We start from the raw sequence: 14,902 nt of genomic DNA on the forward strand, positions 1-14,902 counted from the left end.
TGTCCCTTCCGGTTGCGGTCGCCGCCCCCTCGGCTGCGGCCGTGCTCAGGCGAACGGCGGGGCGTACATCAGGCCGCCGCGCGTCCACAGGTCGTTGAGGCCACGGGGCACGTCGAGACCGCTGGCCGCGCCGAAGCTGCGGTCGTACACCTCGCCGTAGTTGCCGACCTGACCGACGGCGTCGCCGATCCAGGTCTGCGGCAGGCCGAGCGTGTTGCCGAGGCTGGCCTGCGCGTCCAGCAGCGCCGACGCGGCACCCTGGCCGACGGTGGCCGAGGTCAGGCCCTCCTCCTCGGCGGCGATCAGCGCGAAGATGATCCAGCGGACCGTCTTGAGCCAGTGCGAGTCACCGTCGGCGACCGCCGGGCCCATCGGCTCGCGGGAGATCAGCTCGGGCAGGACGACGTGAGCGTCGGGGTCCGGCAGCCGGGTCTTCTCGGCCGCCAGCACCACCCCGTCGCAGACGTACGCGTCGACCGCGCCGTCGCGGTAGCCGACGAGCGCGTCCGCCGCGTCCGGGTACGGCACCACCTCGACCTCGGCGCCCAGCGGCGCGTAGTAGCGGGCGAGGCTGGCGGCGCTGCTGGTGCCGCCGAGCACCCCGATCCGGCGTCCGGCGAGCTGCGCGGCGGCGGTGACACCGGCCGCCCGGGGCACCAGGAACGCCCCGCCGTCATAGCAGGTGGTGGCGACGAAGGTGGCCCCGAAGCCGGCCTCCCGGCTCACCGTCCAGGTGGCGTTGCAGGTGAGCAGGTCGATGTCGTCGCCGGCGAGGGCGGGCATCCGCTGGTCCGGGGTCAGCGGCACGAACTCGACCGCGTTGGCGTCACCGAGCACGGCGGCGGCCACCGCACGGGCCGTGTCCACGTCCAGGCCCTGCCACCGGCCGTCGGTGTCGGGAGCGGACAGGCCACGGATGCCGGTGCTCACCCCGGCGCGCACCGCGCCGTGGCGGCGGACCCGGTCGAGGCGGGCGGTCGTGCTGGTCAGGACCGAGGTCATCGGGTCTCCCTGTCAACGGGCCGGGCTCAGGGCCGGCGTGGTCGGCTCGGTGGTCGGGGTGTCGAAGCGGCGCTGGTTGAAGGCGAGCATGTCGATCAGTTCGGCCGAGCCGAGGTCGGCGGCGTGGCCGGTGGCGGGCCGCAGCGGCATCCGCCCGGTGCGGGTCCAGCGCAGCGTCCCGTCGGGTTCGACCCGGCTGCGGGCCTGGTTCGCGTTCTCCGGGTGCAGGCAGAACGGCACGTCGAGCAGGCCGGTGCCGAACGCCGCGGCGAGGGCGGCACCGGGCTCGGGGTGCAGGTCGAGCACGGCCTCGACGAGCAGCCGCGCCTCCGCGTACGCCGGGGAGGCGGCCGGGTCGAAGGACCGCCGGGTCGGTGCGGCGCAGCGGGCCGCCTGGGTGGCGGCGAACTCCAGGGCGGCGACGTTCTCCGCGACGGTGGGGATGCGGAACGCCTCGGCCGAGGTCTTGACGATCAGCCGGGCGGCCCCACCGGCCACGGCGAGCCGGACGCTCTCCGCCAGGATCTCGGCGGCACCGGCCGGCGTGCGGGGGAACAGCCCCATGAACGTGTAGACCACCAGGTGTACGTCGCAGTCGGGCAGGAACTCGGCGGCCAGGTGTCGCAGGGCCAGCAGCGCGTCCAGGTCCTGCCCGGGGTTGGTCTGCTGGGCGAAGCTGAGCGACAGGCTGCGTACCCCGTGCCGCCGGAAGAACAGGCCCTCCAGGATGCCCAGCGCGACGAGCAGGGACGGCGGGCAGAGCTGGCCGAGCATGCAGCCGGCGAAGCTCTCCAGGTGGGCGCCCCGCCCGTCGCCCACGGTGGCGAGCAGTTCGCAGCAGGCCGCCCACTCGTCGATCGCCGCCCGCAGCGGCACCCGGCTGTAGGGCAGGCAGTACGACACGGGTCCGCCCTCGGTGGCGTCGAGGCCGGCGTCGAGCAGGGCGTGGAAGATGCCCAGCGGCAGCGCCGAGCCGTGTCGTACCTGGACCGGGAAGTCGTCGGCGGCGATGTCCTCCAGCATCGCCCGGGTCATCACCGCCCCGTGCGCGACCAGTGGATAGCCGTTGAGGTCGTGCCCGTGCACCAGGGCACGGGCGGCGCTGGCGTGGTCGCCGACCCGGGTGAAGCTGTCCAGGGTGAGGGTGCCGGCGGTGGTGGCCCGGGCGGCGCGGACGGCGAGCAGGCCGCCGCGCATCTGTTCGGTGGTGGCGAAGCCCATCCGGGGCTGCACCACCAACCGACCGGCGGCCTGGTTGTCGGCCACGTACGACGCGAACCGTCCCCGGGTCACACCGGGCTCGCGGCCAGGTGCGGGCGGGCGTGCAGGGTGTGCAGGTGGGCGCGGAAGTCGTCGACGGCCCAGTCGCCGACGAAGACGCCGGTGTACCCGGCGTCGAGCAGGGCGGGCACGTGCCGTTCGTCGGCGGACCCGGCCACGCCGAGGTTGCCGCCGATCACGACGGGGGTGGTGTGGTCGTGCCGGCGCAGCCGGCGGACCAGTTGCTCGCCCTCGACCGCGCCGTGGCCGTTGACGGTGCTGACCACGACCAGGTCGGGCGTGTGCCGCAGGTGGGCGGCGACGAGGTCGTCGATCGGCGTGCAGGCGCCGAGGTTGACCACCCGGAAGCCGTGCTCCTCCAGCAGCAGGTGGAGGTAGACCAGGTTCCAGGTGTGCGAGTCGGAGGGAATGGTGGACAGGACAGCGACCGGTGCGTTGGCCGTCGAGAGGCGCATGCCGAACTCCAGGACACTTCGCTAGCGGATAATCGTCACGGAAAATGGGCACGACTGGTCCGCCGCAGCCTCCGGGCGGAAGCTCGGCGAAAGATGCCGTTCCATGGTCAGAGAAAGATGATCTGGCTAGCGCAGGCCCGCCATTGCATTGAACACCGCAACTCCCCGTAAGTGGGTGTCTCACACATCTGTCGGTCGCCGAGTCTAGGACGCGACCAGAACCCTGACAAGCAATGTCCCGGTTGACTTCCGGAGGGTCGTCGTCGGTGGATACGGACGGTAGCCAAACCGCCACCGGTGCTCCGCGCAGGGCCCACCCGCGCCGCCTGCGGGCCACTCCCCACCAGCACCGCCCGCCGGGCAGGCCGCCACCCGCAGTGGCGCAGGGTGATCGAAACAATCTATCCCGGCATCCCATATAATGGGACATGGTCGACTGTGCGGCCCCCGACACCCGACGACCACCCGCTGCGGAGTGACCCAGATCATTCCCGCCATCGATCGCTCCCCCGCCGCTCACCCAGGGGGCCCGGATCATCGATCCGACACGTGTTCGGCTCACCCCGAGGCGCCCGACCGAACCGGGAAACCCCCGCCACGGATCACCCTTCCCGCATCGCGGGACACTTGAACAGGTCAATTGATGACTGCGGGTCACGGACGACGTCCCACCGATGGCCTGGGGATAGATAAGGCACGATGGCCTGCCACACACGGTGACGGGTCGACCCGGGGCGAAGAGATGCATTGCACGGCCCCCGCAACCGACCTATGGTCTACCCGCACGCCTGATCGACAGTGATCAGTGCGGCACTCATAGTCACCGGCGCCGCCGCGTCACGGGGGTCCCCCGCACCGCGCGCAGCCGACGAACATCCGGTCGTCGTCGACCGTCCCCGTGCCGTCGCCGCCATTGTGCGGTGACCCGGCACGCCCTCGGGAGGAGGTTTCCGTGGTGAGTGCGAAAGGCCATCGCGAATTGTTCGCGGTGCACGGTGAAATCGAGGTGAACGCCACCCGTCAGCACATCTACGAGGTGGTCAGCGACCTGGCGGGCAGCGGTCGGTGGAGCCCGGAATGCCGGGGCGGGAAATGGATCTCCGGCACTCCCGGCACGGTCGGTGCGGTGTTCCGGGGCGACAACGTGCGCAGCGACGACGTGGTGCCCTGGGCCCCGGTGGTCCGCGGCGAGTGGCAGACCACCGCCGAGGTGGTACGCGCCGAACCCGGCCGGGTGTTCGCCTGGGCGATGCGCAACAGCGCCGGCGAACGACAGGAGAGCGTCTGGTCGTACGAGATCGACGCCGCCCCGGGCGGCAGCCTGCTCATCCACCGGTTCCGGATGGGCGCGGCGACCGAGGGCATCCGGGGCATCACCGCCGGCCTCGACGCCGAGGCCACCGAGCGGTTCTTCACCCAGTGGACCGAGAAGCTGCGCGGCGACATCGGGCTGACCCTCGCGCGGCTGAAGACCTACCTCGAACAGCCCTCCGGAGGACGGTAGCCATGCTGCTGCAACGCGTCGCCAACCAGGGAATCCGACTCGGCACGGTGTTCGACCGGGCACTCGCCCGGCACCCCGCCAACCTGCTCATCCTCGACCACGACCTGGACGTCGCCCCGGAACTCGGCCGCCGGATCGCGATGGCCGAACTCGCGGACCTCGTCGACGACCTCGCCTCCCGGCTCTGGGCGGCACGCATCCGCCCCGGCGACCGGGTGGTCGTCTACAAGTCGGACGGGTTCGACATCCCGCTGCTCGCCGTCGCCGTCGCCCGCATCGGCGCGGTACCGGTGCTGCTCTCCCCCAAGCTGGACGGTGCGACGGTCGCCGAGCTGCTGCGCCGGGCGGCCCCGGCGTACCTGCTCACCGACGGGACGAAGCTGACCGGCACCCTGCCCGAGGGCATCGGCGAACTGGCCGACGGGGTGCTGCTCGCCGCCGGCACCCACCCGGCGGGTACCGCGCTGGCCGAGCTGGCCGGCGTACCCCGGGTCGCGCCGGTGACCATGCCCGCCGACCATCCGTCGCTGGTCACCCACACCTCCGGCACCACCGGCATCCCCAAGATGGCGGTGCACACCGGCCGGTCGCTCCAGGCCCGGTACCGGCCGCAGGCCACCATCGCCGCGCTGGTCCGCCGCCGGGAACCGCTGCTGCTGCACGTGTCGTTCGTGCACTCCCGGGCGATCAGCGCGATGACGCTGGCGCTGTCGCGCGGCGTACCGCTGATCGTGCTCGTCGACGACGACCCGGTGCGCGCCGCCGAACTGCTCACCCGGTTCCGGCCCGGCGTGATCGAGGCGCACCCCAACTCGTTCCTGCGCTGGGAGGAACTGGCCGAGGACCCGCGCCGGCCGCTGGCCAGCGTCCGCTACTTCAGCAGCACGTTCGACGCGATCCACCCGCGCACCATCCGCCGGATGCTCGCCGCCTCCGAGCACCGCAACCCGAAGTTCGCCCAGCTCTACGGCCAGAGCGAAACCGGCCCGGTGGTCGGTCGGACGTACAGCAGGCGGTGGGAGCCGGAGCACGACGGGCGCTGCGTCGGCGTGCCGTTCCCCGGCATGACCGACATCCGGGTCGTGTCGATCGACGGCCGACCCCCGACCCGGGAGTCGCCGGGTCGGATCGAGGCCCGCAGCGACGGACGGGCGGTCACCTTCCTCGGCGAGCCGGAACGCTACGCGGCCCAGGTCGACGGCGGCTGGTGGAAGATGGGCGACATCGGCTACCGCACCCGGTGGGGCTGCCTGCACCTGCTCGACCGCGAGGTCGACGTGGTGCCCGGCTTCGGCAGCACCCTGGTCGCCGAGGACCACCTGCTGGCCCGGATGAGTGACCTCACCGAGGTGATCATCGTGGGCACCGAGGGCCGGCCGGTGCCGGTGGTGTGCACGCGCGACGACAAGCCCCTCGACCTCGACGCCTGGCAGGCGGCGGCCCAGGGGTTGCCGCCGATGGCCGACCCGGTGCACCGCCGGCTGGCCGACCTGCCGCACACCGCCACCACCAAGATCAAGCGGCTGGAGCTGGCCCGGGCGCTCGTCGCCGAAGGTGTCGGTCGGTGAGCACCGACGGCACGGCCCTGGTCACCGGCGCGGCCGGCGGGATCGGCGCCGAGGTGGCGAGGGCACTGGCCCGGCGCGGCACCCCGGTCGCCGCCGTCGACAGCGACGCCGACCGGCTGCGGGCCACCGTGGACGAGGCCCGTTCCGCCGGGCTGCCGCTGACCGCGTACCCGGTCGACGTCCGCTCGGGTGCGGCGGTACGCGACCTGGTGGACACCGTCGAACGGACGCTCGGACCGATCGACGCGCTGGTCAACGCCGCCGGGGTGCTGCGCTCGGGCGAGGCCCGCACGCTGACCGAGGAGGACTGGCAGCACACCTTCGCGGTCAACGCGACAGGGGTGTTCCACACCTGCCGGGCGGTGGCCGACCGGATGGTGCCCCGACGACGCGGCACCAACGTCACCGTCGCCTCCAACGCCGCCGGCACCGCCCGCGCCGGCATGTCGGCGTACGGGGCGTCCAAGGCGGCGGCCACCGCGTTCACCAAGGCGCTCGGGCTGGAACTCGCCAGGTACGGCATCCGGTGCAACGTGGTGGCCCCCGGCTCCACCGACACCCCGATGCTGGCCGCGCTGCTGCCCGACGACGCCGCCCGGCGCTCCACCATCGGCGGGGTGCCGGAGGCGTACCGGGTGGGCATTCCGCTCGGCCGGATCGCCGACCCGGCCGACATCGCCGCCGCCGTGCTGTTCCTCATCTCCGACGACGCCCGGCACATCACCATGCAGCAACTGACCGTCGACGGCGGCGCCACGCTCGGCGTCTGAGCCCGACCGAGGAGGCAACCGTGGGCATCCCGGACACCATCCGGTACGACCTTCCCGACCTGCCCGGCAACACCGTCGGCTGGGTGCCCGACCCGGCCCGCGCGGTGCTGCTCGTCCACGACATGCAGGGCTACTTCCTGCGTCCGTTCCCGCCCGACGCGCAGCCGGGCCGGGCCCTGCGGCACAACGCGGCCCGGCTGCGGGCCCGCTGCGCCGAGCTGGGGGTGCCGGTGGCGTACACCGCGCAGCCGGGCTCGATGACCCCGCTGCAACGGGGCCTGCTCGCCGACTTCTGGGGGCCGGGAATGACCGCCGAGCCGCAGCAGCGTCGGGTCGACCCGGCGCTGGCCCCCGCCGTCGGGGACTGGGTGTTCACCAAGTGGCGCTACAGCGCGTTCCACCGCACCGACCTGCTGGACCGCATCCGCGCGGCCGGCCGTGACCAGCTCGTCGTCTGCGGCGTGTACGCGCACGTCGGCGTGCTGGCCACCGCCTGCGACGCGTTCTCGCACGACATCGAGACGTTCGTGGCCGCCGACGCGGTGGCCGACTTCACCGCCGAGGACCACCGGATGGCCCTGACCTACGCGGCGAACCGGTGCGCCGTGGTCGCCGACACCGACACCCTGCTCGCCGCGCTGTCCGTCACCACCGCCGCCCACGCCTGAGCACGGGCCGGGCCGCGCCCACCGTCGTATCCCCGACCGGCCGGAACCTGTACCGGCCGGTCGGGCACCCACCACCACGAGAGGAGGCGGCCGATGTCCACGCAGCACCGACCACCGTCGTCCGACCCGGTCACGCTGCCACCCGCCGACCGGGCCGGGTGCCATGGACCGTTCGCCCTGCTGCACCGGCCGTACGCGCACGAGTACGGCTGGGTCGACGTGCTCGCCGGGCCGGTCGCCCCGGTCGACCGGCTGGCCGACCTGCCCCTGCCCGACCCCGCTGCTTCCCCGGCCGGCGAGGACCTGCTGGTGCTGATCCCCTACCGGCAGCTCGCCGAGCGGGGGTTCGACGCCCCCGACGACGGCACCCCGCTGCTGGCGATGCGGGTCGAGCAGCAGGAGGTGCTGCCGCTGGCCGAGGTGCTGCGGCGCATCCCCGACGGTGAGATCCCGGTCGGCCCCGGCGACTACGACCTGTCCGACGCCGCGTACGCCGGGCTGGTGCGCGCGGTGCTCGACGCCGAGATCGGCAGCGGCCAGGGGGCCAACTTCGTCCTCAAGCGCAACTGGATCGCCGACCTGAGCGGGGACCCGTTGACCGCCGCGCTGCGGTTGTTCCGTCGGCTGCTCGCGGCGGAGAACGGCGCGTACTGGACGTTCCTGGTGCACACCGGTGACCGGACGCTGGTCGGGGCGAGCCCGGAACGGCACGTCAGCCTGACCGGCGGGCGGGCGGTGATGAACCCGATCAGCGGCACCTACCGGTACCCGGAGTCCGGGCCGACCCTGCCCGGCGTGCTCGACTTCCTCGCCACCTCCAAGGAGACGGCCGAGTTGTTCATGGTCGTCGACGAGGAACTGAAGATGATGGCCCGGATCTGCCCGGACGGCGCCCGGGTCCGGGGCCCGTACCTGCGGGAGATGGCCCGGCTCGCGCACACCGAGTACCTGGTCGAGGGGGGCACCGACGCGGACGTGCGGGACGTGCTGCGGGAGACGATGTTCGCCCCGACGGTGGTCGGTAGCCCGTTGCAGAACGCCACCCGGGTGATCGGCCGGTACGAGCCGACGGGCCGCGCCTACTACAGCGGCGCGCTGGCCCTGATCGGCCACGACCGGGACGGCCGCCGGACGTTGGACTCGACGATCGTGATCCGTACCGCCGACATCGACTCCGGTGGGCGGCTGCGTCTGTCGGTCGGTGCGACGCTGGTGCGCGACTCGGACCCGGTGGCGGAGGCGGCGGAGACCCGGGCGAAGGCCGCCGGCCTGTTGGCCGCCCTGCACGCCCGGCCGGCCGGCGGGCTGGCCGGCCATCCGCGGGTACGGCGGGCGCTGCGGCAACGCAACGAGCGGGTCGGCCGGTTCTGGTTGGCGTCCGACCAGCCCGGCACCGGTGGCCCGCACCGGGCCGGTGACGCCGATCCGGTGCTCGACGGCCGGCGGGTGCTGGTGGTCGACGCCGAGGACACCTTCGCCGTCATGCTCGGCCAGCAACTGCGCTCGCTGGGGCTGGACGTGACGGTACGCCGGCACGACGAGTCGTTCACCGTCGACGGGTACGACCTGGTGGTGCTGGGGCCCGGTCCGGGTGACCCGCGCGATGACGCCGACCCGAGGGTGCGGCTGCTGCGGGAGACGATCGGCACGTTGCTGGCCGGTCGCCGCCCGTTCCTCGCCGTGTGCCTGAGCCATCAGGTGCTGTGCGACCTGCTGGGTGTCCCGCTGCACCGGCTACCGGTGCCCAACCAGGGGGTGCAGAAGGAGATCCGGTTGTTCGGCGTGCCGCACCGGGTCGCCTTCTACAACACCTTCACCGGCCGCTGCCCCACCTCGCTGCTGCCGCCGGGGCGGCACCCCGGGACGGTGCAGGTGAGCCGGGATCCGGCGACCGGCGACGTGTACGCGTTGCGGGCGGCCGGGTTCGCGTCGGTGCAGTTCCATCCGGAGTCGATCCTGACCGAGGACGGGGTGGGCATCCTGCGGGAACTGCTGCGGGTCCTGCCGCAGCCGGGCGCGGCGCGGGTGCTCTCGGCCGTCGGCGTCGACTCCCGAAGCTAACCAGGACGTGTATTATCCAGGTTATGCGGATGAGCGAGCAGGTCGAGTGGGGGTTGCACTGCTGCCTCACCCTCGCCTGGATCGGCGGCGAACACCCGATGCCCGCCGTCCGGCTCGCCGAGTGGTTCGAGCTGCCTCCGGCCTACCTCACCAAGTGCCTCCAAGCCCTGACCAGGGCCGGCATCCTCCAGTCGGTGCCCGGCGCGCGCGGCGGGTTCCGGCTCGCCCGCCAACCGGCGGACGTGACGGTGATGGACGTGACGGTGGCGATCGAGGGGGCCGACAACCCGTTCCGGTGCACCGAGATCCGCCAGCGCGGCGCGGGGGTCGACCCCTCCGCGCCGGAGTTCCGCACCCCGTGCGCCATCAGCACCGTCATGCACCGCGCCGACCTGGCCTGGCGACGCGAGCTGGCCGGCCACACCCTGGCCGACCTGCTCGCCTCGGCACCGCCGGAGGCGGCCGAACGCACCCGTCGCCGCTACGCGCTGCTGCGCGGCTGACGCCCCGCCCGTCACCGCCGCGACCGCCGACCGACCGTCGGCCCGCGCACCCGCCGACCACCGGTCCACCCGCGACCGGCCGGGGCCATCCTCGACCGCAGCACCGGTCGCCGGGCCGGACGGACCCCCGCCGCCGGCCCGGTGGTCGTCCACACCCGAATCCCGTGCCCGGCGCGCTCCGCCGCGCCGCCGCATGCCCTCCCGCATCCGGAGACCCCATGTCCCACCTGCACACCCGCACCGGCCCGGAGCCGGCCACCACCGCCGGGCCCGGCCGGGGCCTGCGCTTCACCCTGATCCTCGCGGCCGGCACCTTCGCCGTCGGCACCGACGCGTTCGTGGTCGCCGGGCTGCTCCCCGACATGGCCGCCGCGCTGCGCGTCTCCACCGCCGCCGCCGGGCAGTCGGTGACGGTCTTCTCCATCTCGTACGCGGTCCTGGCCCCGGTGCTGTCCACGCTGACCGCCCGGCTGCCACGCCGTACCCTGCTCGTCACCGCGTTGCTGGTGCTCGCCGCCGGCAACCTGGTCTCGGCCGTCGCCGACACACTGCCGGTGCTGATCGTCGGCCGGATCGTCGCCGCCGCCGGTGCCGCCGCGTACACCCCGAACGCGGGTGCGGCCGGCGCCTCCCTGGTGTCACCGGCGCTGCGCGGACGGGCCCTCGCGGTGGTGATCGGCGGGCTCACCGTCGCCACCGCGCTGGGCGTCCCGCTGGGTGGGCTGACCGGCCAGTGGCTCGGCTGGCGGGCGGCGCTCGTCGCGGTGGCCCTGCTCGCGCTGGCCGTGGCGGTGGCCGTCCGGTTGGTGATGCCCGCGCTGCCCGGCGCGGCGGCGGTGCCGCTGCGCGCCCGGTTGACCGCGCTGCGCCGGCCGGGCGTGCTCGCCGTGCTGCCGCTCACCGTGATCGGCATGGCCGCCGCCTACACGGTGTACGCCTTCGCGGTGCCCACCCTCGGCGCGCTCGGCGTCAGCGCGTACCAGGTCAACCTGATGCTGCTGGTCTACGGGGCGGGTGCGTTCGCCGGCAACGTCGCCTCCGGCTACGCCACCGACCGGTGGGGCGCGGTGCCGGTGCTGGTGGTCGGGTACGCCGCGATGGTCGTCGCACTGGGCGTGCTCGGCGCGCTCAGCACCGCCGGGTCCGCGCCGATCCTCCTGGTCGGACTGCTCGTCGGCGCGTGGGGTGCGGCGAGCTGGTGTCAGACCCCGGCCCAGCAGCACCGCCTGATCGCCGCCGCGCCGCAGCAGGCCCCACTGGTGGTGTCGCTGAACTCGTCGGCCATCTACCTCGGCATCGGCCTCGGCACCACCGTCGGCGGGGCGACCCTCACCTCCGGCGTGCCCACCATGTACGCCCTCGGCGCGGCCGGGGCGGTGCTGGCCCTACTGGTGCTCCACCTCGGACAGCGGATCACCGGGCGCACCCCGGCGGTGACGTCGTGACCGGCCGGGTCCCCGCCGCCCGACCGACGCCGGGTGCGGGCTGGTCGGCCCCGCCGGCACCCCGGTCCGGCGCGACGGACACCACGACCGCCGCGTACGTGGACCGCACCGGGCCCGCCGAGACGATCCGGGTCGGCCCGCTGCCCGCGCCCGAACCGACGCCGACCGAGGTGCTGGTCAGGGTCGAGGCGAGCCCGGTGAACCGGGTGGACACCTTCGTCCGGTCCGGCGCGTTCCGCACCCCGCTGACCTTCCCGTTCGTCATCGGACGGGACCTGGCCGGCACGGTGCTGCGGGTCGGTGCGGCCGTCACCGGTTTCGTGCCGGGGGACCGGGTGTGGTGCAACAGCATGGGTCACGCCGGCCGGCCCGGTGCCGCCGCCGGGCGGGTGGCGGTGCCCGCCGACCGGCTCTACCCGGTGCCGGCCGGGGTGGACCCGTTGGCCGCGGTGGCGGTGGCGCATCCGGCGGCCACCGCCTACCTCGCCCTGGTCACCCACGCCCGGGTCCGGCCGGGTGAGGTGGTGCTGGTGATCGGCGCGGGCGGCAACGTGGGCAGCGCCGCGGTCACCCTGGCCCGCGCCGCCGGGGCCCGGGTCGTGGCCACCGCGCACCCCCGCGACGCCGACCACTGCGCCGGCCTCGGCGCGGAGCCGGTGGTCGACTACCGGGACGCCGACTGGGCCGCGCAGGTCCGCCGGGCCTGCCCGTCCGGGGTGGACGTGGTACTCGACGCGGCCGGGGTCAACGACCTGACCAGCACCGTCGGCCTGCTCGCCCCCCGTGGCCGGGTGCTGGTGCTGGCCGGCCTGGGCACCACCCCGACGCTGCCCGCCGGTGAGTTGTACCTGCGTGACGGCGCGGTGCTGGGCTTCGTGATCTCGCACGCCACCGTCACCGAACTGGCCGACGCGGCGCGGGCGATCAACGCGTTGCTGGCCGACGGCCGGCTGCGGGCCCGCACCGTCGAGACGCTCCCGCTGGCCGCCGCCGCCGAGGCGCACCGCCGCGTCGAGGACGGCCTGCACGGGGTACGCACCCTCCTGCTGCCCACCCCACCCTGACCGTCGCCGGACCGGCCGGGCGGGCGGATCGGGTCGGCCGGCCCGGGTCGGCGGGCCGTCGTGCTGCCCTGCCGGGACGGCGGTCGGCGACGCCGGCCCGCCCGCGCGGTCAGCGGCGCAGGCCCACCCCGGCGTAGCCGTGGGAGATCCGCTCCCGGGGTTCCCCGTCGGGTCGCCACTCGGCCACCCGGACCAGCCCCGGATCGACCAGGTCGTAGCCGTCGAAGAAGCGCAGCACGTCGGCGTGCGGACGGGGCAGCAGCGGAGCGCTGCTGCGCTGGTAGACCGCCTGCCCCTGCCGGGTGGGCAGCGGCGGGGCGCCGTCGGCGGTGAGGTGGGAGACGACCAGCGGGCTACCGGGAACGGTCGCGTCCCGCAGCCGGGCCACGGCGGCCCACGGCTGCTCGGCGTCGGTGACGAAGTGCAGCACCGCCACCAGCAGCACGGCCACCGGCCGGTCGAAGTCGATCGCCGCCCGCACGTCGGGGTGGGCCAGCAGCTCGTCCGGCCGGCGCAGGTCACCGTGGACGACTGTGGTCCGCCCGTCGGCCGGCAGCAGCCGTCGGGCGTGCGTGACGGCGACCTCGTCGTAGTCGACGTAGACCACCGTCGAGTCGGGGGCGACCTGACGGACGATCTCGTGCACGTTGCCCTGGGTGGGCAGCCCGGCGCCGATGTCGAGGAACTGGCGTACGCCCAGCTCGGCGGCGTGCCGGACGGCCCGGCGCAGGAAGTGCCGGTTGGCCTGGGCGGCGATCCCGGTGTCCGGGAAGATCCGCAGGATCTGCTCGGCGGCGGCCCGGTCGGCGGCGAAGTTGTGGCACCCGCCGAGGTAGTAGTCGTACATCCGGGCCACGTTCGGTCCCAGCTCGGCGTCGGTCGGCGCGGTCACCGGTCCTCTCCCTCCACTCGCGTCGTCGCTGCGGGACGACCCACCGCCGGGCGGCGGGCACCCCGCGCCCTGATGTCTAGCACCCGGGGCGACGACATGTTGACCCCCCGTGTCGGCGAGCCGGCAGCACACGACCGTCACCTGCCGGTATGACGGTGACACCGACTGTCGGCGAGGAGGCATCCGATGAACACTGCCCGGGAGACCGTGGAGGTGGACCCGGCCCTGTTCCGGGCCGTGTACGACTCACCCGCCTCGCTGCCGGGGCGGCACCGCTGGACCACCCCGGAACACGACGTACGCCGGCTGGAGAAGCTGCTCGGGATGCCGGCGCAGAGCATCGGCGCGCCCCTGTGGGTCAGCGGCGACGAACCGGACTGCCCCAAGTGCGGACGCCGGGCCACCTGGCTGGACATCGTCGCCTCGGCCCTCAAGGGGGTGCACGATCCACTGATGATCGCCACCGTGATCCTCGGCGACCGCCGGTACGTCAACACCGAGATCCCGGACGCGATCGCCGGGGTGCACTGCCTCGACTGCCACACCCCGGTCACCGGCCTCCGCAGCTTCAAGTGCCACAACTGGGCGTACGCCTTCGAGGAGCTGGCGGTGGTGCGGGAGCGGATGCGGGGCGGGTCAGGCCCGGCGGGCGGGCCGCCGACCGTGCGGTGACGGCGGTTCCGGCCCCGGGTCGGGCACCTGCGGCAGGGGCCGGCTGACCGCCGCCGCGCCGGTGACCGTGACCGGCTCCCCGGCGTGCCGCAGGTCGACCGTCGTCTCCGGGTCGGCGTCGGGCAGCTCGTAGCGGGCCCCGTCGCGGGTCAGCGTGACCCGTAGCCGCTGCCCGTGCCAGCGCAGGTGGAAGGCGAGCCGGTCGATCCGGGCCGGCAGCCGGGGGTCGAACGAGAGCACCCCGGTGTCGTCGCGCAGCCCGCCGAAACCCTCCACCGCCGCCGTCCACGCCCCGGCCAGGGCCGCCAGGTGCAGCCCGTCGCTGGTCTTGTCGCCGAGGTCGGCGAGGTCGTGCAGCGCCGCCTCGGCGAACAGGTCGTACGCCAGGTCGAGGTGGCCCAGTTCGGCGGCGAGCACCGCCTGGGAGCCGGCGGACAGCGACGAGTCGCGGACGGTGCGGGCCTGGTAGTAGGCGAAGTTGCGGGCCTTTTCCTCGGCGGTGAACTCCCCCGGGCAGCGTTGCATGGCCAGCACCAGGTCGGCCTGCTTGACCACCTGCCGCCGGTACAGCTCCAGGTAGGGGTAGTGCAACAGCAGCGGGTAGTCGTCGTCGGTCATCGCCGCGAAGTCCCACTCGGGTTGCTCGGTGAAACCGGCCGCCTGCTGGTGCACGCCGCGCTTGCGGTCGTAGGGCAGGTGCACCGCGTCGGCGGCGGCCCGCCAGCCGGAGATCTCCGCCGGGTCGACGCCGAGCGCGGCGGCCCGCTCCGGATGCCCTTCGGCGGCGTCGGCGGCGCCCCGCAGGTTGCGCCGGACCATCAGGTTGGTGAAGACGTTGTCGTCGACCAGGGCGGCGTACTCGTCGGGGCCGGTGATCCCGGTGACGTGGAACGCGCCGTCGTCGGACCAGTGGCCGTAACCGGCCCACAGCCGGGCCGTCTCCACCAGCAGTTCCAGCCCGGTGTCGGCGAGGAACTCCTGGTCCCCGGTGGCCGTGACGTAGCGCAGCACCGCGTC

14 protein-coding genes are annotated in these 14,902 nt (G+C 74.2%); 9 read left to right on the top strand and 5 right to left on the bottom strand.

The window, feature by feature from the left end; translation table 11 throughout:
• Positions 1-45: 45 nt before the first annotated feature.
• The 3 genes from ACOJTC_RS23965 to ACOJTC_RS23975 are packed head-to-tail and all read right to left on the bottom strand — an operon-like array spanning position 46 to position 2,738.
• Complete coding sequence (locus tag ACOJTC_RS23965; RefSeq protein WP_420118575.1) at positions 46-1,002, bottom strand: amino acid ABC transporter substrate-binding protein; 957 nt, start codon at positions 1,000-1,002, stop codon at positions 46-48.
• A 12-nt stretch (positions 1,003-1,014) separates the two neighbouring features.
• Entirely contained in the window at positions 1,015-2,295 is a 1,281-nt protein-coding gene (locus ACOJTC_RS23970) for a methylaspartate mutase (RefSeq protein ID WP_420118576.1), read from the bottom strand.
• Positions 2,292-2,738 (bottom strand): cobalamin B12-binding domain-containing protein, encoded by a 447-nt coding sequence (locus ACOJTC_RS23975; protein WP_420118577.1) that lies wholly within the window; start codon positions 2,736-2,738, stop codon positions 2,292-2,294. Before ACOJTC_RS23975 ends, ACOJTC_RS23970 begins: the two co-directional genes overlap by 4 nt.
• Before the next feature lie 988 nt (positions 2,739-3,726).
• On the opposite strand from ACOJTC_RS23975, the gene ACOJTC_RS23980 reads away from it, so the two are divergent.
• The 8 genes from ACOJTC_RS23980 (at position 3,727) to ACOJTC_RS24015 (ending at position 12,321) form a co-directional block, all read left to right on the top strand.
• The gene (locus tag ACOJTC_RS23980) at positions 3,727-4,242 is read left to right on the top strand and encodes an SRPBCC family protein (protein ID WP_420118588.1); all 516 of its coding nucleotides are present in this window, start codon (positions 3,727-3,729) and stop codon (positions 4,240-4,242) included.
• 2 nt (positions 4,243-4,244) lie between these two features.
• Positions 4,245-5,810 carry an AMP-binding protein gene (locus ACOJTC_RS23985; protein ID WP_420118578.1) on the top strand — a complete coding sequence of 522 codons (1,566 nt, stop codon included), beginning with the start codon at positions 4,245-4,247 and terminating at the stop codon, positions 5,808-5,810.
• The gene (locus tag ACOJTC_RS23990; RefSeq protein WP_420118579.1) at positions 5,807-6,580 is read left to right on the top strand and encodes a 2,3-dihydro-2,3-dihydroxybenzoate dehydrogenase; all 774 of its coding nucleotides are present in this window, start codon (positions 5,807-5,809) and stop codon (positions 6,578-6,580) included. Before ACOJTC_RS23985 ends, ACOJTC_RS23990 begins: the two co-directional genes overlap by 4 nt.
• A 20-nt stretch (positions 6,581-6,600) precedes the next feature.
• Positions 6,601-7,248 carry an isochorismatase family protein gene (locus ACOJTC_RS23995; protein ID WP_363649971.1) on the top strand — a complete coding sequence of 216 codons (648 nt, stop codon included), beginning with the start codon at positions 6,601-6,603 and terminating at the stop codon, positions 7,246-7,248.
• A 93-nt stretch (positions 7,249-7,341) separates the two neighbouring features.
• Entirely contained in the window at positions 7,342-9,309 is a 1,968-nt protein-coding gene (locus ACOJTC_RS24000; RefSeq protein ID WP_420118580.1) for an anthranilate synthase family protein, read from the top strand.
• Between the two features lie 29 nt (positions 9,310-9,338).
• A complete protein-coding gene (locus ACOJTC_RS24005) occupies positions 9,339-9,812 on the top strand; it encodes an RrF2 family transcriptional regulator (RefSeq protein ID WP_357925226.1) in 474 nt (157 codons plus the stop codon).
• Between the two features lie 218 nt (positions 9,813-10,030).
• Positions 10,031-11,257, top strand: coding sequence for an MFS transporter (locus ACOJTC_RS24010; protein ID WP_420118581.1), 1,227 nt, complete (start codon positions 10,031-10,033; stop codon positions 11,255-11,257).
• Positions 11,254-12,321, top strand: a complete 1,068-nt coding sequence (locus tag ACOJTC_RS24015; protein ID WP_420118582.1) for an NADPH:quinone reductase — start codon at positions 11,254-11,256, stop codon at positions 12,319-12,321. Before ACOJTC_RS24010 ends, ACOJTC_RS24015 begins: the two co-directional genes overlap by 4 nt.
• A gap of 109 nt (positions 12,322-12,430) precedes the next feature.
• On the opposite strand, the gene ACOJTC_RS24020 is transcribed toward ACOJTC_RS24015, so the two are convergent.
• Positions 12,431-13,213 (bottom strand): SAM-dependent methyltransferase, encoded by a 783-nt coding sequence (locus ACOJTC_RS24020; RefSeq protein ID WP_420118583.1) that lies wholly within the window; start codon positions 13,211-13,213, stop codon positions 12,431-12,433.
• Positions 13,214-13,399: 186 nt separating this feature from the next.
• On the opposite strand from ACOJTC_RS24020, the gene ACOJTC_RS24025 reads away from it, so the two are divergent.
• Positions 13,400-13,885: a hypothetical protein gene (locus ACOJTC_RS24025; protein WP_420118584.1), complete on the top strand. Its 486-nt coding sequence runs from the start codon at positions 13,400-13,402 to the stop codon at positions 13,883-13,885.
• Here ACOJTC_RS24025 and ACOJTC_RS24030 read toward each other — a convergent pair.
• A partial coding sequence (locus ACOJTC_RS24030) for a glycosyl hydrolase family 65 protein (RefSeq protein WP_420118585.1) occupies positions 13,850-14,902 on the bottom strand: 1,053 nt, incomplete at its 5' end. The genes ACOJTC_RS24025 and ACOJTC_RS24030 overlap by 36 nt on opposite strands.

The sequence above is a fragment of the Micromonospora sp. genome (assembly GCF_048594385.1).
Classification (GTDB): domain Bacteria; phylum Actinomycetota; class Actinomycetes; order Mycobacteriales; family Micromonosporaceae; genus Micromonospora; species Micromonospora wenchangensis.

Excerpts from the sequence above, each read along its gene's own strand:
- ACOJTC_RS23965 (WP_420118575.1), bottom strand. The coding sequence starts at position 1,002 with ATGACCTCGGTCCTGACCAGCACGACCGCCCGCCTCGACCGGGTCCGC.
- ACOJTC_RS23975 (WP_420118577.1), bottom strand. The coding sequence starts at position 2,738 with ATGCGCCTCTCGACGGCCAACGCACCGGTCGCTGTCCTGTCCACCATT.
- ACOJTC_RS23985 (WP_420118578.1), top strand. The coding sequence starts at position 4,245 with ATGCTGCTGCAACGCGTCGCCAACCAGGGAATCCGACTCGGCACGGTG.
- ACOJTC_RS24000 (WP_420118580.1), top strand. The coding sequence starts at position 7,342 with ATGTCCACGCAGCACCGACCACCGTCGTCCGACCCGGTCACGCTGCCA.
- ACOJTC_RS24005 (WP_357925226.1), top strand. The coding sequence starts at position 9,339 with ATGAGCGAGCAGGTCGAGTGGGGGTTGCACTGCTGCCTCACCCTCGCC.
- ACOJTC_RS24010 (WP_420118581.1), top strand. The coding sequence starts at position 10,031 with ATGTCCCACCTGCACACCCGCACCGGCCCGGAGCCGGCCACCACCGCC.
- ACOJTC_RS24025 (WP_420118584.1), top strand. The coding sequence starts at position 13,400 with ATGAACACTGCCCGGGAGACCGTGGAGGTGGACCCGGCCCTGTTCCGG.